General features: G+C 45.9%; 13 protein-coding genes and 1 pseudogene. 9 read left to right on the plus strand and 5 right to left on the minus strand.

The genetic code is table 11. The features are described from left to right. Positions 1–336: 336 nt before the first annotated feature. The 3 genes and pseudogenes from WCM76_08450 (at position 337) to WCM76_08460 (ending at position 2,711) form a co-directional block, all read left to right on the plus strand. Positions 337–687, plus strand: a complete 351-nt coding sequence (locus WCM76_08450) for a hypothetical protein (protein ID MEI6765658.1) — start codon at positions 337–339, stop codon at positions 685–687. After that, a complete protein-coding gene (locus tag WCM76_08455) occupies positions 680–1,651 on the plus strand; it encodes a hypothetical protein (protein ID MEI6765659.1) in 972 nt (323 codons plus the stop codon). The genes WCM76_08450 and WCM76_08455 overlap by 8 nt, the downstream gene beginning before the upstream one ends. A gap of 228 nt (positions 1,652–1,879) precedes the next feature. Continuing rightward, positions 1,880–2,711 (plus strand): annotated as a pseudogene (locus WCM76_08460) (Bro-N domain-containing protein). A gap of 130 nt (positions 2,712–2,841) precedes the next feature. Here the strand turns inward: WCM76_08460 and WCM76_08465 are convergent. The 5 genes from WCM76_08465 to fusA form a co-directional block, all read right to left on the minus strand. Continuing rightward, complete coding sequence (locus WCM76_08465; GenBank protein ID MEI6765660.1) at positions 2,842–4,905, minus strand: T9SS type A sorting domain-containing protein; 2,064 nt, start codon at positions 4,903–4,905, stop codon at positions 2,842–2,844. Between the two features lie 10 nt (positions 4,906–4,915). Beyond that, complete coding sequence (locus WCM76_08470; protein MEI6765661.1) at positions 4,916–7,699, minus strand: right-handed parallel beta-helix repeat-containing protein; 2,784 nt, start codon at positions 7,697–7,699, stop codon at positions 4,916–4,918. A gap of 45 nt (positions 7,700–7,744) precedes the next feature. Then, complete coding sequence (locus WCM76_08475; GenBank protein ID MEI6765662.1) at positions 7,745–8,293, minus strand: hypothetical protein; 549 nt, start codon at positions 8,291–8,293, stop codon at positions 7,745–7,747. 19 nt (positions 8,294–8,312) lie between these two features. Continuing rightward, complete coding sequence (locus tag WCM76_08480; protein ID MEI6765663.1) at positions 8,313–9,548, minus strand: glycine-rich protein; 1,236 nt, start codon at positions 9,546–9,548, stop codon at positions 8,313–8,315. Between the two features lie 66 nt (positions 9,549–9,614). Then, positions 9,615–11,678 carry an elongation factor G gene (fusA, locus tag WCM76_08485; protein ID MEI6765664.1) on the minus strand — a complete coding sequence of 688 codons (2,064 nt, stop codon included), beginning with the start codon at positions 11,676–11,678 and terminating at the stop codon, positions 9,615–9,617. 212 nt (positions 11,679–11,890) lie between these two features. Between fusA and WCM76_08490 the strand changes: the two genes are divergently transcribed. From WCM76_08490 to WCM76_08515, 6 genes are all read left to right on the plus strand, one after another. After that, on the plus strand, positions 11,891–13,408 hold the full coding sequence (locus WCM76_08490) for a glycine-rich protein (GenBank protein MEI6765665.1): 1,518 nt from the start codon (positions 11,891–11,893) through the stop codon (positions 13,406–13,408). A 71-nt stretch (positions 13,409–13,479) separates the two neighbouring features. Beyond that, positions 13,480–15,087 carry a PKD domain-containing protein gene (locus WCM76_08495; GenBank protein ID MEI6765666.1) on the plus strand — a complete coding sequence of 536 codons (1,608 nt, stop codon included), beginning with the start codon at positions 13,480–13,482 and terminating at the stop codon, positions 15,085–15,087. 115 nt (positions 15,088–15,202) lie between these two features. Next, positions 15,203–16,717 carry a PKD domain-containing protein gene (locus WCM76_08500; protein ID MEI6765667.1) on the plus strand — a complete coding sequence of 505 codons (1,515 nt, stop codon included), beginning with the start codon at positions 15,203–15,205 and terminating at the stop codon, positions 16,715–16,717. Positions 16,718–16,808: 91 nt separating this feature from the next. Beyond that, positions 16,809–18,323: a PKD domain-containing protein gene (locus WCM76_08505; protein MEI6765668.1), complete on the plus strand. Its 1,515-nt coding sequence runs from the start codon at positions 16,809–16,811 to the stop codon at positions 18,321–18,323. A gap of 103 nt (positions 18,324–18,426) precedes the next feature. Continuing rightward, positions 18,427–19,932: a glycine rich domain-containing protein gene (locus WCM76_08510; protein ID MEI6765669.1), complete on the plus strand. Its 1,506-nt coding sequence runs from the start codon at positions 18,427–18,429 to the stop codon at positions 19,930–19,932. A gap of 88 nt (positions 19,933–20,020) precedes the next feature. Beyond that, positions 20,021–23,347: a caspase family protein gene (locus WCM76_08515; GenBank protein MEI6765670.1), complete on the plus strand. Its 3,327-nt coding sequence runs from the start codon at positions 20,021–20,023 to the stop codon at positions 23,345–23,347. Positions 23,348–23,353 lie beyond the last annotated feature (6 nt).

The raw sequence follows: 23,353 nt of genomic DNA on the forward strand, positions 1-23,353 counted from the left end.
AATGCAAAGGTTAATTGATGATTGAAATTATCCCGTCAGGGATATAATATTTATAGAAATAGAGAAAACATACAAACCGGCGGCGCACGGATAATGAGTTTGAAATGTGACGAAAATGCATGAGCCGCAAGAGTAGGCAGTCGTAAGTAGAAAAAAACAAGTCGCTTTCACCGTTGCGGGGAAAGGAATTTAGGGATAGGGGCCAGACTAGTTATCAGTTATTTGTTTGTTAATTGATATGTTGCAGGAAATTAGCTTAAAAAAAATGACCAATTTTGTTTTACCTTTGTAATCCTATAGCATTTCTAGTATTATTAAATCAAAATACCGGATGTGATGAAAAAAATCTCTTTAATTTTATTACTCTTTTCTGCGATAATCGTTGTATCCTGTAAGAAGGAAAAAACCGACACAACGCCTGTTGATCAACAAACACCACTGGCATTTACCAGCCTTACAGCCACGGATACCATCATCAGAGTGAATATGCTTACAACACTCACTGCAGTTGCCACCGGTGATGAGCTTACTTACACCTGGGATTGCGAATACGGCTCTGTGCTGGGCTCGGGAAATCAGGTGCAATGGACGGTCTGCCACGCTGACAGGTTCTGGATTACATGCACTGTAACCGACAAGTATAAGGCTACGCAGAAGAAAACGATCTACATCAGAAGCAATGTATAAACGTGCGGCAATTATCCTCGCATTTCTGTTTCTTATTGCATCCGCTCATGTAAATGCACAATGCTGTTCTATGGGCAGTCCTGCAGGAGCATCCACTTACGTAGGCGTTCTGGCAAAAAATCATCTGCGTTTTATCACATTTTATCGCAATAACTTTCTGAATTCCTACTATAAAGCCGACCACAGAACGGAGACCACGAACTATATGAAGCGATCGTATTTTAATTATACGGGCATCACCATTTCATACGGTATTACCAAAAGGCTCACAGCAGAAGCCGAACTGGGCTATTTTATCAACAAGACTCGCATTTATGAATTACCGCTCTCAACAATCAAGCAGCGCGGTTATGGGTTGAGCAACGGTTATATCACAGCCAAATACGGTGCGCTGATAAAACCGCTGAAGAAGATAGAACTCACGGTAGGAGCGGGTTTCAAATTTCCGTTCAGCACCGAGCCATTATATGTTGATAATGTGCGCCTGCCCATCGATTTACAACCTTCCACACAATCATACGGTGCTATGGGACTGCTGATTTTCAGTAAGGACTTCCCGAAAATCAGCATGCGGCTGTTGTCGCTCAACCGCTTTGAATATAATTTCCCGGGCAAAACAGATTATAAATATGGAAGCTCATTATCCAATTCTGTTTTTCTGAGTAAGAAAATTGTTCGCAACCTTTTCGGGATTGTCATGGTACGCAATGAATACAAGATGCCTGATATGAATGCGGTTGCACAGGAAATCAACACCGGCAGCGACGTCACCTTTTTATCCGCACAGCTCAGCTATTCGTTGCTGGGCAAATGGCACATCGCCGGATTGTTCGATTATCCGTTGTACAAATATTATATCGGAACACAGCTCTCACCCAGATATTCCTTCGCATTCAGCCTCACCCGCGACCTCAACCTCAGCAAAAAGGTAAAAGAGCCGTCTGCTTCCGGCGGGAATAAATAACAGGAATAATTTATTTTGCTATTTTTACATTTATTAAGTAAATACAACAAAGTTGTTTGTTTTGCTATTGTTTGAAACTCAGGTGGAGAATTAATGTGCTTAAAAGGTTGGAAATTTTATTTTTTGTGGTATAGTAATTATTATTATTGGAGAGGACTCCTTTTATTTTGAAAATCTTTTTATTAAACAATTTTATATAAACTTAACGAAACAAATAAATCAAAAACTGTGAGCAACATCAAATTATTTCAAAACCGTCAAGTGCGTTCTATTTGGAACGACGCAGAAGAAAAATGGTATTTTTCTATTGTTGATGTAGTGGCAATCCTAACTGACAGTCCGGAGCCCGGAGATTACTGGTATCGAATAAAAAAAAGGGAAAAAGTTTCTGGCATTGAGTTATCGACAAATTGTCGACAACTGAAATTGGAAGCTTCCGATGGCAAAAAGTACCAAACCGATTGTGCCGATACCCGTGGGTTACTTCGTATCATTCAGTCTATTCCATCACAAAAAGCCGAACCATTCAAACAATGGCTTGCAAAAACGGGTTATGAAAGGATGCAGGAGATTTCAGACCCTGAACAAGGCCTTGTCCGTGCCAGAGAGAATTGGCAACGTTTGGGCAGAAGTGAAAAAATGGATTCAGCAGCGGATGACCGGGCAAGAAACGCGAAGTAAACTCACTGATTATTGGAAGCAAAGTGGTATTGAGAAGTCTGACGAATTTGCTTTTCTAACCAATATTATACATCAGGAATGGACGGGCCTATCAGTTAAAAAGCACAAAGTCCTGAAAGGGCTAAAAACGCAAAATCTTCGCGATCATATGAGTGAAGCTGAACTCATTTTCACAGCGCTTGCGGAACTTTCCACACGACAGATAGCTGAAACTGATAAAGCAAAAGGGATTGAGCAAAATGCTGATGCAGGAAAGAATGGCGGTCGAATTGCAAAAGATGCCCGACTGGCATTAGAAGAGAAAACAGGTAAACGAGTTATTACCTCAGAGAATTTCCTTTCACCGATGAAACAAAAAAAACAGATTAGTAAAAAATAAATCACAGCTCTCATCCAGATATTCCTTCGCATTCAGCCTCACCCGCAACCTCAACCTCAGCAAAAAGGTAAAAGAGCCGTCTGCTTCCGGCGGGAATAAATAACAGGAACAGCTGATTTTCGACTTTCGCCTATCTTTTAACAACCACCTTCACGGCTTGCAATTTACCGGACTGTTTAATCAAGATTTTATAAACACCGGCCTTCAGCATGTCGCTATTATAACGGTATTCAGTGCTGTTCATCGAAAATTCATCAAGCATTTTTCCATCCATATCATACAGGTAAATTTCGACAGGTGCCGAATCAATATATGCCGTTTTTATTTCAAAATATCCGGCAAACGGATTAGGAAAAATAGTATAATTCGCTGAATAGTCCGTCAATCGCTGGATTCCGGCAGGCCCCTGTGCACTCCACGTTGTTGAAAATTCGGAAGTGTTACCTGAGGAATCGGTTGCGGTGGTGGTAAGATAATCGCCTGATGACAATCCGTTCAGCGTGGCGCTCCAGTTTCCGAAGTTGTCAGGGTGAATTGTTTTAAGAAAGATTTTTCCTTCGCCATAGCCCGAATGATTTACCGCCGCTTTGAATAATTCAATAGTGGCATATTCCGGCAAGGGTGTGTCAAGAATTCCGCTGATGCTTGTCTGCCCGTTTCCCGAATCGAAAATGACCGTATCGATTTGCGGGAAGTTCATATTATCATTCGGGCCGCTGTCTCCGTCACCGGCATCATTGAGTGTTACGCCCGGCGGAAACAGGTCAATACCTAATATAGTACTGCTAAAAATACTGTTCCCTGAAATGCGGTTGTGGTCGTCATTAATATCCAGAATATTCACGCCGTTCATACCGTTGAAGGCAATAATATTGCCGCCTCCGAGCGTGTCGCCAATCACATTGTACTGCGGGCCTTCGCCAATGCGAATGCCATCCTCACCATTAGGTAACGGCAGCGTTCCGCTGATGTCCGTTCCAATTTTATTTTTTTTAATGATATGAAAATTAGTCAGAGTAATGTGAATGGCAATACCTGATTGCAGGTTGCCAGAAATAACATTCGACTCGATAGTATGCGCCGTAGCACCTCCGTCAATAACGATTCCAATGCCGTTGGGGACAGCCATGGTAGCGCCCGGATCGGTTCCTATATAATTGCCGGTAACGAAGTTATTCGTTGTTCCCATATTGTAAATAAACACGCCATATCCCGAATTTCCTGAAAGAATGTTGCGTTCACCCGCATTGAGACCGCCCACAATATTTCCTTCTGAGCCGTCGTCGAACAGCACTCCGTATGTGTTGGGAATTGCATGCGTGCCGCTGGTATCGGTACCTATATAATTTCCGAACACCGTATTTGAATCGGTTCCCGCACCAAACAACGGAATGCCGTAGGCCACATTTCCCGAAACAATATTTCTGAGTCCTGCCGCTGTTCCGCCAATCATGTTATGTCTGGCAAGTCCTTCAATGCTGATACCGTCGTAATTGCCAACGGCAGCGGTTCCTGTGCGATTCGTTCCGACATAATTGCCGCAAATGCTGTTGAATGAGCTGTTCACTGCTCTGATGCCGATGTGCCGGTTACCCGAAACGATGTTGCGGTCGGCTTTTACTGGACCCCCCACTATGTTGTTGTGCGTTCCGGAAAACATCTCAATGCCAATGTCGTTTCCGAGCGAGTCGGTGGCGCTGGCATTGGTTCCGACATAGTTTCCGGCAATCAAATTATTCTGCGAACTGGCACCGTATATCTGAATCCCATAATTGAAATCACTTACAATAAAACCACGCACCGTAACATTGGAAGCAAAAATAAAAAAGCCATAGTCTATTGTATCATCATTTCCGTTGAGCATTATCTCAGGTCCATAAATATTGGTGTTTCCCTGATGTGCAGTTTGCGAGCTGCCGTCCACCGTGAGTCCGCTTCTGGTAATATAGGGCAGGGGCGACAGCGGCTGAATAACCCAAACGCCATCCGTTGCATTGTATCCTGCATCCGTTTGCAAAATATTAAATTCAATGATGTGGGAACTTCCGGGAGTGCTGTTTGCCTGCGAAATGGCATCACGTAATGAACCGTTTCCGCTGTCGTTTGTGTTGGTTACCGTGAAGGTATTTGCCCGTAAATTTGACATGGTAATGCATGTCAGCAGCAGTACCAAAATTGGAATTTTATTGCTCATAAAATCAATGTTATTGAACAACTAATTTAATTATTCCTGCGGCTTCTCCTTTAGTTCTAACAATCATATAATAAACACCTTTATTAATATCACTTAAAGTAATACTATATGTATTGAAACCAGCCGGAAAACGACCGGCATCATGGCTGAAAACCAGACTCCCAAAACTGGAAAATACATCAACACGTAATGATGATTCAGCATCGAGATTAAACGATAAAGTGCCGTTTTCCGAAACCGGATTCGGATAAAATTCGATTCCTCCGAAGGTGTTTTCACCATGGGATTCAATGCCACTTACGACACTGAGATTCGCAGAAAATTCAGAGGTATTTCCCGTAGCATCGGTGGCTGTTGAAGTAATCGTCTGACCTGCCGGAACGCCGTCAATAATGGCCGAGAAATTACCGTCAGTGCCGGGATGTGCGGAACCGAGATAGGTTTTTCCCTGCCCGTATCCTAAAAATGAATTATCTGAGATGAAAAATTCTATAGTGGCATTTTCAGGATTAGGAGTATCAAGTGTTCCGGTTACCCAGGTTTTATTGGACGGAGCGTAGTAATGAGCCGTTGAAATCACAGGGAAATTCATCAGTGCATTGGGACCTGAATCTCCATCGCCGAAATCATTACCGTTGGGTCCCGGTGGAAATAAATCAATACCCATATACATATTTCCGAAAATTGAATTCCCGGAAATTTTATTGTTTACCGCTGTATTTCCGATTACCACAATGCCTCCCGAATCGTTGGCCGCGATAACGTTGGCGCTGTCAACAAGTCCTATCAAATTGTTGCTGCAGGCTTCCCCCAGAACAATTCCCGTTCCGCCGTTTCCCATAAGAGTGATGCCATTGGCAGCCATCCCGATAAGGTTCGATACGATGCGGTTGCTGTCAGCGTTGTTATAAAGCAGCAAACCAAAACTGTTATTACCTGAAATTACATTCTGTGCAATGGTGTTCGACGCAGGATTACTCACTACGCCAATTCCTCTTTTGTTGGGCAATGGCGTGTTTCCGGTGATATCTGTTCCAATAAAGTTACCACGAATCTGGTTATGCGATGTATGAACATCGGCAACTTCAATACCCTCATAATGATTGCCCGAAATAATATTCCGCTCGCCGGCGGAAGTGCCACCAATAACATTGTATTTAGTTCCGCCACCCAGCAAAAGCCCGATATCATTGGGAATGGTATCGGTGCCCGCCGCGTTGGTTCCTACCATATTTCCTGTAAAGCGATTATAATAAGTGCCGGTGGTAACGATAAAAATGCCGTAACTCACGTTGCCGGAAAGAACATTGTTTGCAATGAGGCTGTGATTTGACGCACCGTCTACGCATATTCCGGTTGCATTTTTCATTGCAATAGTTCCTGTGACATCGGTTCCGATATAATTTTCAATGGTATGGTTGTAGGAGGCCTGACCGTAGTAAATAACGCCATAGACGCGGTTTCCGCTTACAATATTGCGGGCTGAAGGCGAATATCCGCCGAGTATATTGTGACTTGAAACGGTGTTGAACTCCATGCCGTTCGCCTGAAACATAGAGTCATTCAGGATGAGCGCGCCGCTGCCGGTGGCATCGGGACCGATAAAATTATTCATCATGGTGTTGCTGTCACTGGATTCGAGATAGAGACCAATCTCCGAATTTCCCGACAGAACATTTCCCATTCCCGGCAAACTGTCGCCGACAATATTGCTGTTGCTGTTGCTTTTCAGAATCACGCCGCCCTGATTATAACATATCTGCAATCCCGTACTGTCGGTGCCTATATAATTTCCGGTGATTCGGTTCAAACGGGTTCCTGTGCCGTTCATGGTAATTCCGCCGGTAGTATTTCCTGAAATAATATTTCGTGTAGCAGCCGAATTTCCGCCAATAATATTACTGTTCGCACCGGTGATAAGAATGCCGTTATCATTCGGAAGACGGAGTAATCCTGTGATATCTGTACCGATAAAATTTCCGGCAACTTTGTTGCAGCAGGAGGCAGTGCCGTTGATGGCAATGCCTGCCGTTGTATTTCCTGAAATAAGATTACGCTGCGATTTATTATTGCCAATGATGCTCAATGTTGAATTATTGATGGCTATGCCGAAATTATTAGGAATGGCTGCTGTTCCGGTGCTGTTTGTGCCTACCATACAGTTGACAACTGCGTTGTGATCGGAGTCGGTAAAAACAATGCCGCAATCTGTATTGCCCGAAACAAGGCACTTTCTGATAATATTAGTGTTGGAACCATTTCCAACAGCAATTCCTTCATTGTTTGGAATGGCCGAACTACCGCCGGCATTGGTGCCTATGTAACAGTCCATAATTATATTGCTTATAGCTGCAGCGCTGTAGCATGCAATACCATAAGTAAATCCGGAAACAATCAGTCCTTTGACAGTATTTCCCGATGATGCCAGTATCAGCCCATTGGCTGATGTTGTTCCGTTTCCGAGCAGCATAATTTCGGGACCGAAAGCATTTGAATCGCCCTGATTCGCTGTTTGTGAACTGCCGTCAATGGTTGTATTTCCCGCAATCAGCGGCATAAAACTGTTCACAATATTAATAATCCATACACCGCTGCCGCTGTTGTATCCCGCGTCCGTTGCCGGGATGCTGAAATTGATAGTGCAGGTCTGACCTGTATGGGCATTTATGCTGTCGATGGCTGCACTGAGCGAACCGCTTCCGGAAGGGAGAGTATTCGTAACGGTTATCGTATAAGCCGCTGCTTCCCTGGAGCAGAATGCCATGAGGATGAAAATGAAAAAATATTTTTTCATAAAAAAGCGAGTGTTTGAGAAGTAAAAATAGGAAATCTGACCTGATTAACGGGAAATACCTTTGGACTTTTCAATTTCCTTCCCCAGTTTTTTCAATAGCTTTTGCGAGATGTTCTTAATGCCACCGCTGCTTTCATCGAGTCGCAGCTGAATAATGAGCGCCAGTTCCGGTTTGAGGTCGGGTTCAATCTGTGAAATCTTGTACAATATCTGCATGGCATAATAACGCACGGCAATGCCTTCTTTGGGCGATTCCAGTATATTGAAACAAGTATTGGTCAGCACTCCCAGCTGTTTAAAATTCTTCAGGTCAACATTATCATTAAACAGTTTGGCAAAACTGCGTCGCACGCCTTCAACTTTTGCTGTGGCAAGATGTTCAAGAATTTCATCAATGTAAAGGTTCGTGAATTGAGGATTGACAACACAGCTTATCTGCACTGCTCTGGCAGCGCGCATTGCAATAGGGTAGATGTCGGCAAAACAATGTTCCAGAGCAATGCGGAATTTCTTGCGGTCGCTTCCTATTTCATTCACAACCCAGTCAATCGTGGCACGCGAGCTGTCAGTTCCGAGTGCTTCTGTGATATCCATTTTTTCTGAGAAATATTTATTAATATGTAATGACAACTTTCCCGTCGCCTACATTTGTTGAACTGTACATCACGCCATTGGTAACACCACCGATGTAGGATGAGCCGCCGCCGCCGCTGCCGCCCCATGAATTGTGGTCGCCGCAGCCACCTGAGCCGCCGCCGTAATATCCGCCGCCACCGGCACCTGCCCAGCTTCCTCCAACGCAACCCCAGTTTCCTCCGTTCCCTAAAGTGCCGTCACTGCCCGGCCCGCCCTGACCTGAATATCCGCTGCCCCAACCACCAATGCCACCGGCCGACTGGCTGCCGCCCGTCCCTTTAATCTGAGAGCCGTAATCCATGCCGTTTTGACCTGTCAGTCCACCGGCATCGCCGCCTGCTATTCCTGTAGCATATCCGCCGCCACCGCCGCCGCCGGCCACGATGATACGATTCGACAGCGCATTTCCGCCGTAGCGGACATCAGAAGCGCCGCCGCCGTTTCCCTGACCGCCGCCATTATATCCGGCACCAATAAACCCGGAGCCTGAACCGCCCACAAAAACAAAAAGCGTATCACCGGGATTCACAGCAAGGTCGCCACGCACATGACCGCCTTTGCCGCCGCCACCGTTGCCACCACCGCTGCCGCCCCAGGCTTCAATATGAACAACCGAAATGGTTGGTGGAACAATAAATATCTGCTGCGTCTGGGTATTGTTGTAAATGGGCTTAACATAGACGGAATCACGCGTTGTAGATGTACAGCCGTTTTTGGTTACCGTGAGCCACATATATTTCCATCCGGGAGGAGAGTTGAACCGGATACCGTAGGGCGCTGTGCCCACGTAATAACCGGGATTGGCACCCGCAAACGTCCAGAAATAGTAATCACCGGTGAGGTTCGTGGCCGAAAAATTCACGCCTTCACCTGCTTCGACAGAATCTTTGCTGATGGTAAAATCGGAAGTGCCGGGCGGTGTTACGCATTTCCCGCACAGTTCGAACCATGCACCGTAGATAAAGGTATTGAAGCACTTTGAGGAAGTATTGAAGATAAGAAGACCTTCAGCCGGATTTACAATGGCATTGCGCTCTGATTCCGACATTCTGGGTATCAGAACGCCTTTATTTGTGCTGCTCACATCGAGCAATGCGGATGGATCGGCAGATGACCCCGTATTGTTAATGGCTGTTCCCTGTGCCTTTGCGCTAAACTGCGACAGCAGCAGCACTGTAAAAAACAAAAAAATGACCTTTGAATGTCGTTTCATTATACCCGGTTCTGAATTATTCCATAAAAGTATAACAAAACTTCAATCAAAGGCCATCCGGAGAGTTTACTTTTTCTCTGCTAATTTTTTAAGAACATCTTCCTGAATGCCTTTCGGAAGTGGCATATACTGGAAGAATTCCATAGAGTAATTGGCTCTGCCGCTCGAAATGTTTCTGAGCTGAGTAGCATAACCGAACATCTCCATCAATGGAACAAACGCATTGATTTTTTGTGAGCCTTTGCGGTAACGCCGCATGGATTCAATTCTTCCGCGCTTACGATTCAGATTTCCTGAAACCTCGCCGATGTATTCATCAGGAGTATTAATCTCTACTTTCATCACCGGCTCAAGCAAAATAGGATTCGCTTTCATAAAGCCTTTCTTGAAACATATAGATGAGCAAATCTGGAATGCCATGTCTGATGAATCGACAGGGTGGAAGGCGCCGTCGAGCAGCACTACTTTCACATCTACTACCGGGAAGCCGGCAAGAATACCTGTTTCCAGCGTTTTGAGAATGCCTTTTTGAACGGAAGGAATATATTCCTGAGGAATAGAGCCACCCTTGATTTTGTCAACAAATTCGAATCCTTTGCCGCCATTGGGTTCCATGCGAATGAGGGTGCGGGCAAATTGTCCTTTTCCACCGCTCTGTTTCGAATGTTTATAATCAGATTCGGTTTCCATGGTAATGGTTTCGCGGTATGCAACCGAGGGTTCACCCACAATAACTTCCATTCCGAATTCGTGTTTCAGCCTGTCGATGATGATTTCCAGATGGAGTTCGCCCATGCCTGAAATAACGGTTTCTTCGGTTTCGTGGTCAAAACGTACAACAAATGAAGGATCTTCATTCATCAGCTTGCCCAGTGCTTCGCCTAGTTTTTCCTGGTCTTTGCGATTGGCCGGATTAATTTTCAGCTCAATAACGGGAGGCGGAATATGGATGTTTTCCAGATAAATCCTGTTATCCGGGTCACACAAAGTATCTCCTGTCTTGGTGAATTTCATCCCAATCAGTGCAACGATATCGCCCGGACCCGCTTCATGAATTTCTTCGCGGTCTTTGGCGCGGATACGATAAATACGTCCTGTACGCTCAAATTTATTCTTGGTCATATTGATGATCGACATGCCATTGGTAAGTGTGCCTGAATATATACGGATAAATGTCTGCTGACCGACAAACGGGTCGTGAATAAGTTTAAATGCAAGTGCAGCAAACGGTTCCTTTGGTGAAGGATTGCGTTGACGGCTTTTTTCGGGATCTTCAACATCAGTTCCGATAATGGCTCCTTTGTCAAGAGGCGAAGGAAGGTAGTCCACAACAGCGTCGAGAAGCATTTGCACACCTTTATTCTTATATGCTGCACCGCAGAATACCGGAGTGATAAGTAGTTTTAGCGTTGCTTCGCGGGCTGTTTTCATCAGGCGCTCAACAGAAATTTCTTTTCCGTCAAAATAATCCTGCATCATAACATCGTCAAACTCGGCAAGCTTTTCAATCAAGGTGGTGCGGGCTTCTTCAGCCTGTGCCTTCATCGATTCTGGAATTTCAGTCCTGATTTCTTCAGTATCTCCGAATGTATAGGCAGTCATATTGAACAAATCTATGATGCCGCTGAAATTCTCTTCTCTTCCGATAGGAATCTGGAAAGGAAGGGCTTTTGCATCAAGGTTTTTATTCATTTGCGAAACAACTTCCTGAAAATCGGCTCCGGTGCGGTCCATCTTGTTGATGAAAGCAACGCGGGGAACTTTATAACGTTCGGCCTGATTCCATACTGTTTCACTTTGTGGCTCTACGCCGCCAACAGCGCAGAAAAGAGCAATCATACCGTCAATTACTCTGAGCGAACGTTCAACTTCAATCGTGAAGTCAACGTGCCCCGGAGTGTCAATGATATTTATCTGGTGTTCTTTCCAGAAACACGAAATCGCTGCTGATGCAATCGTGATGCCGCGTTCCTGTTCCTGCTTCATGAAATCCATGGTAGCTTCGCCATCATGCACTTCTCCAAGCTTACGATTTACGCCTGTAAAAAACAGGATACGCTCTGTTACTGTAGTCTTACCGGCATCAATATGTGCCGCAATTCCAATGTTTCTTAATGTTGTTAAAGGCATTACAAAATAGTTAAAGTTCTAAAATCCTGCTCCCCGTACCTCTTTGAAACGGGGGTGCAAAAGTACTCATTTTTTCTCAATTGACAAGTTATTCAGGATTCTAAAAAGGGTAATAATATCGACTTTGAGAAACAGTAAGCCTATTTTTTCTTAATTTAGCAGTCAAAACTGCCTAAAATCTATATCCTTATTAATTAGAAAAATGAATTAAAATGACGCGAATAAAAAATATTTCGATATTAATTGCAGCCATAGCTATTATATTTTCAGTTGCTAGGAATGGTCATGCACAGGGTGTGAGTATAAATGCAGGGGGAGCTCCGGCCGATTCATCTGCTATGCTTGACGTGAGCAGTACAAGCAGAGGTGTGCTTATTAGCCGCATGACAACTTCTGAGCGAAATGCTATTGTCCATCCGGCTGAAGGCTTGATGATTTTCAATACTGATTCCAAATGTATTAATCTGTACAGAAGCAATGGGTGGTGGGAAATATGCGGTAATTGTATTCCTCCTGCCAGTCCGGTTGTTGGGAATAACGGGCCTATGTGTGAAGGCAATTCGCTGAATCTTACGGCATCACTTATTACGGGTGTCACCTACAGTTGGACCGGACCCAATGGATTTTCTTCAACTGCCCGGAATCCTGTAATTGCAAATGCTACTTCTGCTGCAACTGGAACCTACACTCTTACTGCATCAATAAATGGTTGCACATCTGTTCCGGTTACGACAACTGCGAATATTTATCCTATTCCGAGTGCCGCTTTTACATTTACTTCTACCGGACTTGGGCAAAACGTAACTTTCACTCCGGCATTAACGGGCCAAACTTACAGTTGGACTTTTCAGGGTGGAACACCTTCAGCATCCACATTGCAGAATCCTGTTGTAGTATGGAATACAACAGGAAGTTATAATATATCGCTAACTGTTACTACTTCTAATAACTGCAGTGCCTCAAGCAGTACAACCATTTCAGTCTCGAATTGTGTGCCAGGCAGTACGACATTTATTTATACCGGAAATATTCAGTATTTCACAGTTCCGTCATGCGTAACCTCAATTACGGTTGAGGCCTATGGAGCTGAAGGAGGCGGTACAAGCGGCATTACCGGCACTGGAGGAAAAGGTGGAAAAGCAATAGCAACTATTCCGGTTACACCGGGCGAAACCCTGAATCTTTTTGTTGGTGGTATGGGCTTGTCAGCTCCTGTTCAAATTCAGGGTGGATACAATGGTGGTGGTGGCACAAATGCGTCATCAGATAATACAGGTGCAGGTGGTGGTGCCAGCGATATTAGACGGGGTCTTACCTTGAACGACCGTCTGGTTGTTGCAGGTGGCGGTGGTGGTGCAGGTTATATGCCCCAGAATTATCCTTCAAATCTTGGTGGTGCCGGTGGTGGACTTTCAGGTGGAGATGGTGGAACTTCCTCCTGGTGTACACCTAACTGCAATGGTAAAGGGGGTACACAGAGTGCGGGAGGCCTGGGCGGACAACGCACAGGTGATCCCAATGCAGGAGATGGAACTTTTGGAACCGGTGGCCGTGGACAGGGAAGCTCTAATGGCGGCGGTGGCGGCGGCGGCGGCTGGTATGGTGGTGGTGGTGGAGAAGCAACATCCGGAGGTGGAGGTTCAAGCTATATTTCTTATCCGGGAAGCACAAATACTTCAACTGTTGCCGGTGTGAATTCAGGGAATGGCTATATTATTGTTTCATGGTAATCTTTGAATAAAAATACTTGAAAATTGAAACAACGTTCAAACTAAATCTGCATTATTTTAAATAGTAAACAATGAAGACTTTGCGAATATTTTTCGTACTAATATTAACGATAGCATCATTTTCCACATTTGCACAGGGCTCTGCCATTAATGCTTCAGGTTCTCAACCCGACCCATCTGCAATGCTGGATGTTAGCTCAAATACCAAAGGATTCCTGGCACCACGAATGAGTGAGACGGAACGCAATGCAATAGTGAATCCGGCTGAAGGTTTGATTATCTTCAACACAACTTCGGGCTGTCCGAATTACTACCACAATAGTACCTGGTTCCCGTGGTGTGGTAATTGCAGTCCACCTGCCGCACCCTTGCCCGGCAGTAACAGTCCTGTTTGTGTAGGTTCAACCCTGAATCTTACGGCATCGGCAATCGTTGGGGCGACCTATTCCTGGACCGGTCCAAACGGGTTCTCTTCAACTTCACAGAATCCTTCTATTACAAATGCTGGCCTTGCTGCTGCAGGAACATACAATGTTGCTGCTACCGTAAATGGATGCACTTCAAACTATGCAGCAACAATAGTAGCGGTAAATTCACTTCCGAATTCATCCTTCACATATACACCCACCAGCCCTAATATTAGTCAAGCTGTTACGTTCAGTCCGGTTAGCACAGGTCTGACATATGCCTGGACTTTTCAGAATGGCTCCCCTGCAACATCAACCGCTCAAAATCCTGTTGTGACATGGAGTACAAGCGGCACTTTTTCGGTATCTCTTACAGTCACCGGCGGAGGCAATTGCAGCTCAACATCGGCAAGCAATATCACTATTTCTAATTGTGGCGGCACCGGTAGCCAGACTTTTTCATACACAGGTGCTGCGCAAACCTTCACAGTCCCTGTGTGCATCACTCAAATTACCATAGAAGCTTATGGTGCACAAGGCTCACAAGGGACTCAAGGAAATCATAACGGATCATTGCCCGGAACCAATGGCGGTGTCGGTGGTTTGGGTGGAAAAGCCTCAGGAACGCTCACCGTATCCCCGGGCCAGATTATTAATATTTATGTCGGAGGGCAGGCTGGATGGAATGGTGGTGGTGCTTCCGGAACCGGATCAGGCGCACCCGGCGGCATTGGCGGTGGTGCCAGCGATGTAAGAATTGGTGGCAATGCACTTTCAAATAGGGTAATTGCTGCTGCCGGTGGCGGCGGCGGCGGCGGTGGTGGACTCACTCAATCGTGCAGTCCGGGAATACCCAGTGATGGCGGAGCAGGAAGCGGCGGTGGCAGCAGTCTTGACGGTTCGACCGGAACCAGTGGCGGCGGTGGTCCGGGTGTTGGAGTGGGTGGATATTATAACGGAAATGGTGGTTCTGGTGGCAGTGGAAATCAATCAGGAACTGCCGGAGGAACCGGCACAACAGGTCAGGGAGGAAACGGTGGAAGCACCACATATCCTGTACCTCCTTATGCTGCAGGCGTTACCGGTTGTGGTGGCGGCGGTGGCGGTGGCTATACCGGTGGTGGTGGTGGCGGCGGCGCAGGCTATAATGGCGGTTGTGGCGCACCCGGAGGTGGCGGTGCCGGCGGTACTTCATATACTGGTGGTGTTACTAACGGAGCTACACAAGGTTCTGTAAGAAGCGGAAACGGTCAGGTGATTATTTCCTGGTAATCGACAGTAATAGGTTCCAATTATACTGATATAATATATTAGGTATTTTTCTTATTATTGATTATTTTTGCTATTCTTTGGCAGTTGCCTTGCACAAATATCAATAAGTTGAATTATGAAAAAGACCTTAATCCCTTTACTTAAAGTAACATTCACCCTGATATGTTTCTTTATTAGCTATTATAATGTGTCAGCACAGGGTTTGGGAGTAAATACTACAGGTGTTGCTGCCGATCCTTCTGCAATGCTCGATGTAAGCGGCACAAATTCCGGTGTACTGATTAACCGCATGACGTCGGCACAGCGCAATGCTATCCCAAATCCTGCGGAAGGTCTGGTGATATTCAATACAGATAGCAAGTGTTTTAACTTTTTCAGGAACAATACCTGGTTTGAACTCTGCGGCAATTGTATTGGCCCACCGGCTCCGGTTGCAGGCAGCAATAGCCCCGTTTGTGAAGGCTCAACACTGAATCTTACTGCCACTACGGTTCCTCAGGCTACTTATTACTGGACAGGACCCAATGGATTTACTTCAACAGCTCAGAATCCGGTATTATCAAATGTAACATTACAGGCCGGTGGAGTTTATACCGTCTATTCAGTACTAAGTTGCAATTCCCAACCTGCCACCACGACTGTGGTTGTCAATAGCGGACCGGCATCAACCTTCACTGCGAATCCGGTGATGCCGATTGTTGGGCAGGCTTGCGTATTTTCACCAACATTGACTGGAGCAAACTACAATTGGACATTCCAAAGTGGTTCTCCGGCTACGAGTACGGCACAGAATCCATCGGTTACATGGTCAACAACCGGAACTTACAGTGTTTCACTCACAGTTACTCAAAACGGCTGTTCATCTACTACAAATAGTTCTATTTCAATCAACACTTGTTACAACCATTCTCAATCTCAAACCTTTTCATACACGGGCGCCGATCAGACATGGACAGTCCCGTCAGGTACCTGTTCTATTACTGTTGAAGCTTTTGGTGCGCAGGGTGGTACCAGCTTTGCAGGAGCTATAGGTGGAAAGGGTGCCTACATTAAAGGAACCTTCACGGTTGCATCCGGTGACGTTATTACAATAAAGGCAGGCGGAAAAGGTGTAAACGGTACCGGTGGTAGCCTCCACGGCGGTGGCGGTGGCGGTGGCTCTTTTGTGATTAACGGAGGCAATATATTGCTAATTGCAGCAGGTGGCGGCGGCGGATCCTATTCCAGCAGCAGTTGTGTCGGTCAGCCCGGAAATGCATCTACTACAGGTGGTGCCGGAGGTTATTACTCGGTAACTGTTGGCAGTGGAGGATTCTCAGACAATGGCCAGGGCGGCGGTTGTGGTTCCGGTGGCGGTGGCTGGAATTCGGCAGGCACCGGCAATAACTGGTGTACCGGCGGACAGGCTGCAGGCGGAGCCGGCGGCGTAAGCCAGTACACAGGCCATGGTGGCTGGGCAGGAGGTGGAGCATCCTACCATGGTGGTGGCGGTGGCGGCGGCTATACAGGCGGAAGCGGAGGAAATTATACAATTGGCGGTGGTGGCGGTGGTTCAATTAACAATGGAACAAGCCAGACCAATACTGCTGATTATCAGACCGGCAACGGGAGTGTTATAATTGCCTGGTAATTTTCATTTTTTACTTATGCAGAGTAGCTGAAGATTTCGTACGAAAGACATCTTCATTGTATATTTTCAAACTTATTAATTTCAGATTATTATGTTAAAACAATCATTTCGCTTTTTGTTTCTTATTTTCATTGTTCATTGTTCATTTTTAACTGTTCATTCCTTTGCACAGGGTGTTGGCGTCAATACAACAGGAAGTCCCGCTGACCCTTCATCAATGCTTGATGTCAGCAGTAATTCAAAAGGCGTACTTATAAGCCGTATGACAACCGCCGAACGCGCAGCAATATCAAACCCTGCTGAAGGATTGATGATATTCAATACAGATACCAAGTGTTTTAACTTTTTCAGAAATAATACCTGGTTTGAAGTATGTGGTAATTGTATCGGACCGCCTGCTCCGATTGCCGGCAGCAATAGCCCTGTTTGCGAAGGCTCAACATTGAATCTTTCCGCCTCTACGGTTCCGCAGGCTACTTACCTGTGGGTCGGACCCAACGGTTTTACTTCAACTGCTCAAAATCCTGTTATTTCAAATATAACATTGCAGGCAAGCGGAATTTATACTGTGTATTCTGTGCAAAACTGTAATTCACAGCCCGCTACTACAACTGTTTCTGTAAGCAGCGGACCGGCATCAACCTTTACCGCAAATCCGTTGATACCCATAGTTGGGCAGGCTTGTGTTTTCTCACCAACATTAACGGGCGCAAATTACAATTGGACATTTCAAAGTGGTTCACCGGCTACAAGTACAAACCAAAACCCTTCAGTGACCTGGGCTGCATCCGGAACTTATAACCTTTCACTCACAGTTACTCAAAATGGCTGTTCATCTACAACAAATAGTTCTATTTCAATTAGCAGCTGCTATAATCATTCTCAATCTCAGACATTCTCATATACAGGCGCTGCTCAAACCTGGACTGTTCCTTCAGGTGTTTGCTCAATCACTATTGATGCCTATGGTGCACAAGGTGGAAATGGAATCGGAGGCGGAGTAGGTGGAAAAGGTGCCTATATCAGTGGAACTTTTACCGTAACTGCGGGAGATAATATTACTCTGACTGTAGGAGGAAAAGGTAGTAATGGCATATCAAGCCTCAACGGTGGCGGTGGTGGCGGCGGTTCTTTTGCTGTAAACAATGGTGTAATACTGCTTATCGCCGGCGGCGGCGGAGGTTCCTCGTATTACAATACCAGTAGTTATGGACAACCCGGCAATGCAAATACTACAGGTGGCGCAGGTGCATATTATTCTGTAACTGCCGGAAACGGAGGATATACCGACGGTAGTCAGGGTGGCGGCACAGGAGCCGGCGGCGGTGGTTGGTTTACAGCTGGAACCGGTAATACCTGGTGCACCGGGGGCCAGGCTGCAGGTGGTGCCGGTGGCGTCAGCAACGGTTACACCGGTCATGGCGGATGGGGTGGTGGTGGTGGTGGTTTCCACGGTGGTGGCGGCGGCGGCGGTTATACCGGTGGCAGTGGCGGCGGTGTGTCAAGTCCGGGTGGCGGCGGCGGCGGTTCAATCAATAATGGAACAAACCAGACGAATACCGGCGATTATCAAACCGGTAACGGCTCAATAGTTGTTTCCTGGTGATTTGATAATTTTTGTAATTTAGCAGCGTATTTCAGTGTTTTTAAAAAGAAAACATGATAGAAATGCTTATATTATTCTTGACCTTTAAAAAGACAAAAACATCATGTTAAGAAACTTACCGCGTTTTCTATTACTGCTTTTAATTATTCATTGTTCATTTTTCATTGTTCATTCTTATGCACAGGGCGTAGCCGTGAATGTAAGCGGAAATCCTGCCGATGCATCTTCAATTTTTGATGTCAGCAGCACTGCAAAAGGGGTATTGCTAAGCAGAATGACCACTGCGCAGCGCAATGCAATCACCAATCCTGCCGAAGGGCTTGTGATTTTTAATACTGATACCAAATGTTTCAATTTTTATAAAGCCAACAGCTGGTTTGAGTGGTGTGGAAATTGTATCGCACCTGCAATACCTGTTGCGTCTAACAACACACCTGTCTGTGCCGGCGATACCCTGAAATTATTTGCGTCAACGGTTCCGGGTGCCACATATATCTGGAGCGGGCCTAATGGTTTTACTTCAACAGCACAGAATCCTAAAATTCCAAACTCAGGGACTGCAGCAGCAGGTACCTATTCAGTGTCATCAACCAATGGAAGCTGCTCTTCAAACGCTGCAACAACTACAGCAACCGTAAATGCCGCCCCGTCATCTGCCTACACATGGCTGCCTCTGACGGCAACAATTAATTCGAACGTAACTTTTACTCCGGCAGTTACCGGCGCCTCCTATAGCTGGACCTTTCAGAGCGGAACACCGGCTACGAGTTCTGCACAGAACCCCGTTGTGCAGTGGACTACATCCGGTAATTACTCAACATCACTTACTGTTACGCAAAATGGCTGCAGTTCAACCACATCATCTTCAATAACCGCTACAACATGCGCTCCCGTAAGCGGAAGCCAGACCTTCAGCTATACTGGCGCTTCTCAGACGTTTACGGTGCCTTCATGTATTACTCAGATAACCATTGAATGCTGGGGTGCTCAAGGATACACCTGCGGCAATGCCGGTGGTCTTGGTGGTTATGCCAGCGGAACACTTGTTGTCACTCCCGGTCAGCAGTTATATGTTTATGTAGGCGGGCAGGGAACTGTTTCTAATGGTTCATATATTCCTGCAGGTGGCGGATGGAATGGCGGTGGCAACGGTCAAAGCAATGGAGCTACAAGTGCTGTGGGCGGCGGCGGTGGCGGCTCCGATGTAAGAACTGTGTACAACGCGAATCCTATGGATGGCACGTCTCTTAATTCACGCCTTATTGTAGGTGGTGGGGGTGGAAGTGCTACGAGCAATACCGGTGCATACGGTGGTGCAGGTGGTGGACTATCAGGTCAGGATGGCGGACAGCATAGCAGCTATCATTATGGCAGAGGCGGTACCCAATCAGCCGGCGGTGACTACGGTGGCACTTTAGGTCAGGGTGGTAATGCTGAAGGTTGGATGACTCCCTGGAATGGTGCCGGTGGCGGTGGTTATTATGGAGGTGGCATTTCTACGGCCCATTCAGGCGGCGGCGGCGGAAGCTCTTATTATGGAGGCGTTACCGGAGGAAGTACAACAACAGGTTTACGCAGTGGCGATGGTCAGGTGAAAATTAGTTGGTAGAATTGATGAACAATATTTATATGAGGCAGGAACCATCACGTTTCCTGCCTCATTCTTTTTTGTACTTTTAGATGGTAAATTAATTGTTATGAGATTGCAGTTATTAAGTTTCCTTGCCTTCTTGCTATTATTGAACGGCAGTCTTTTCAGTCAGGTTGACCTTATTATCCCGCTCGGTCATACTGACCGCATCACGTCCATTTCTGCTTCGTCCGATGGCAAATACATTGCATCAGCGGGGGTTGATTATAAAGTTAAAATTTGGGATGTAGCCACAGGTCGCGAACTTGTGACATTCTATGAACACAACCGGCCGGTGAATGCGGTCACTTTCACACCCGACGGAACGAAGTTGATAAGCGCCGATGACGACGGAATGATGTATTTCAGAGATGTTGCTTCATATAAAATGCTTAAGAAAGTGTCGCTTGGCAGCGAGATATTTTGCATGAACGTTTCTCCCGATGGTAAACTTCTTGCCGTAGGCATGTGGAAAATAATTCACATTTTTGATATGGCAACAATGACCGAAGTCAGAAGTATTGCCGCATACGCCGGACCTGATTTGGTTTCAGATCTGCTGTGTGTCGATTTTGCCGCTGATGGAAAAACGCTGCTGTCTGCAGGAAAGAATGATCGAAAAATAAAAATATGGAATGCCCTCACAGGAAGCCTTACTAAAACAATAAATGCCGTTGCTGACAATGTTTCCGCTGATATAAGCAGCGACGGTCTTACGGTGATTGCTGCAGGCGGCTCCGACGAAGATTCAGTTTATAAATATAATGTAACATCCGGTGCACTGATTTATGCTGTTCAGGGAAGTAAACGAAAGTTGCGAAAAATCTGTTTTTCTCCGGATAACAGCCAATTCGTAACTGCCGACGAAAACTGGGAAGCAAAACTCTGGGATGCGGGAACAGGAGCAGAGCTCAAGGTTTTTTCAGGCCATAACGATGATGTTTCCGATATCTGTTTTGGCCGTACCCCCAATCTTATTTTTACAGCCAGCGAAGACCAGTCAATATGGTTGTGGGATACAGGCACAGCTGAAGTTGTTAAAAAGTTCAAAGCCCATTCACGAAATATTCATACGGTAGATTTTGCACCCGACAGCAGGCGGATTGCCATAGGCTGCGGCTCGCCTCAAAGCCGCTTCGGAAACCACCTGATAGTGTGGGATCTTGCCGGAACATCAGGAATAAAATCATTTTTGCCAAACGACGATGTTCCCGGCGACGTAAACGCAGCCCGATTCTCACCATCTGGTCTTACCATAGCTTCTGCAGCAGAATCAGACAATGAAAAACTGCGGTTTTGGGATGTCGCAACCGGAACGTGTACTCAGTTCATTAAAAAAGCTCATTCCCGCGATATCAATTCCTTATGCTGGTCGGCTGACGGAAAATTCGTGTACACTGCAGGCGACGATGCCGAGGCATATAAATGGGATGCTGTAAACGGTGCAAAACTGGCACAGTATAGCGGTGGCAAGGATGATATTATGGAAGTGGCCGCTTCCGCTGACGGAAAATATCTGGCGGCCGCAGGCGATGACCGTAAAGTTTTTCTTTGGAATACCGTAAATGGAAACCTTGTGAAATCAATGGTTCATGATGATGACCTGTCAACCTGTGCCTTTTCGCACGACGGAACAAAAGTGCTTTCAGGAAGTCGTTTCGGCATTCTTAAACTGTGGTCAGCGCCATCAGGCAATTTAATCACCACTCTGAATGCCGGCAGCCGTGCTCATTCTGTATTCTCTGCCTGCTTCTCCATGGATGACAAGAAGGTATTTTCCGGCGGCTGGGACAATAATATCAGAGTGTGGGATATTGCGACTGCAACAACAAAATTCACAATAAAAGGTCATGATATGATGGTTTCGGGCGTTTCGGCTTCACCCGATGGGAAGTTGCTTGTTTCGGGAAGTGCTGATAATACCGTGAAATTATGGAATTTAAAGGATTACAGTCAGATTGCAAATCTCGTTATTCTTGATTCTGTCGATTGGGTGGTGAGTACACCCGATAATTATTACTTCTGCTCCAAAGGTGCTCTCAGCATCATGGGCTTCCGCAAAGGAAACGAGGTCTTTCCTTTCGAACAGTTCGACCTGCAGTATAACCGTCCCGATATCGTTCTTGACCGCATCGGTTATGCTTCGCCTGAATTGATAAATTCTCTTAAAAAGGCCTACCATAAACGCTTACGGAAGATGAAATTCGACGAAAGCATGTTCAGCCCCGATTTTCATATGCCCAATCTGGTTATCAACAAAAAAGAAAAAATTCCACTCACTACCACGGAACGCAGCCTCAGCATTGACTTTGCCGCATCCGATTCAAAGTATAAACTCGACCGTATCAATGTCTGGATAAACGATGTGCCGGTTTATGGTATCAACGGAATTGATTTGCGGAACGAAAATAGTGCTTCAACCGAAAAAAAACTCACACTGCAGCTTTCGCAGGGAAGGAACAACATTCAGGTATCATGCCTCAACGAAAAAGGTATCGAAAGTCTGAGGCAGACCTTTGAAATTAATTATCAGCCTGCCCAACCTGTAACACCCAATCTCTATGTTATTGCTATCAGCGTGTCCGATTATAAGGATGACCGCTTTAATCTCAAATATGCTGCTAAAGACGGCCGGGATCTTGCCGGTTTGTTTACCGACGAAACTGAAAACAACGGGAAAGTCTTTATTGATACTCTGTTTAATAAAAATGCAACACGCGACAACATCATCGCTCTTCGGCAAAAGCTCATGAAAACTACAGTTGACGACCGCGTTATCTTATATGTTTCCGGTCACGGTCTGCTCGACGACAGTCTTGATTTTTACTTCGCAACCTATGACATGAATTTCAGTAAACCGGCACAGTCGGGCATTCTGTACGATGATCTTGAAGGATTGCTCGACGGCATTCCGGCACGCGAAAAACTGCTGCTGATGGATGCATGCCACAGCGGTGAAGTGGATAAGGAAGATGTGTTTGAGATTAAAGATACCAACCTTGTTTTAGCCGATGGCGCCAAAGGTGACCTCAAAACATACGGCTACAAAGGAATAAAAATAGAAAAACAAAATAACGGGTTGGGTTTGCAGAACAGCTTTGAGCTGATGCAGGAGCTGTTTGCAAATTTATCGCGTGGTTCAGGTGCAGTTGTCATTTCGGCTGCTGCCGGAACCGGTTACGCGCTCGAATCAGCGGAATGGAACAACGGTGTATTCACATACTGTATCCTTGACGGAATTAAAAATAAGTCGGCTGACCGTGACGGCAATGGCTCGGTGACGGTAGGAGAGTTGAAAGATTATGTTTCTGCGCAGGTAGAAAAGCTCACCCGTGGAGCACAAAAGCCCACTTCGCGTCGCGAAAGTCTTGGATTTGACTGGAAAATCAGGTAATATTCT

Source organism: Bacteroidota bacterium (assembly GCA_037133915.1).
Lineage (GTDB): Bacteria > Bacteroidota > Bacteroidia > Bacteroidales > CAIWKO01 > JBAXND01.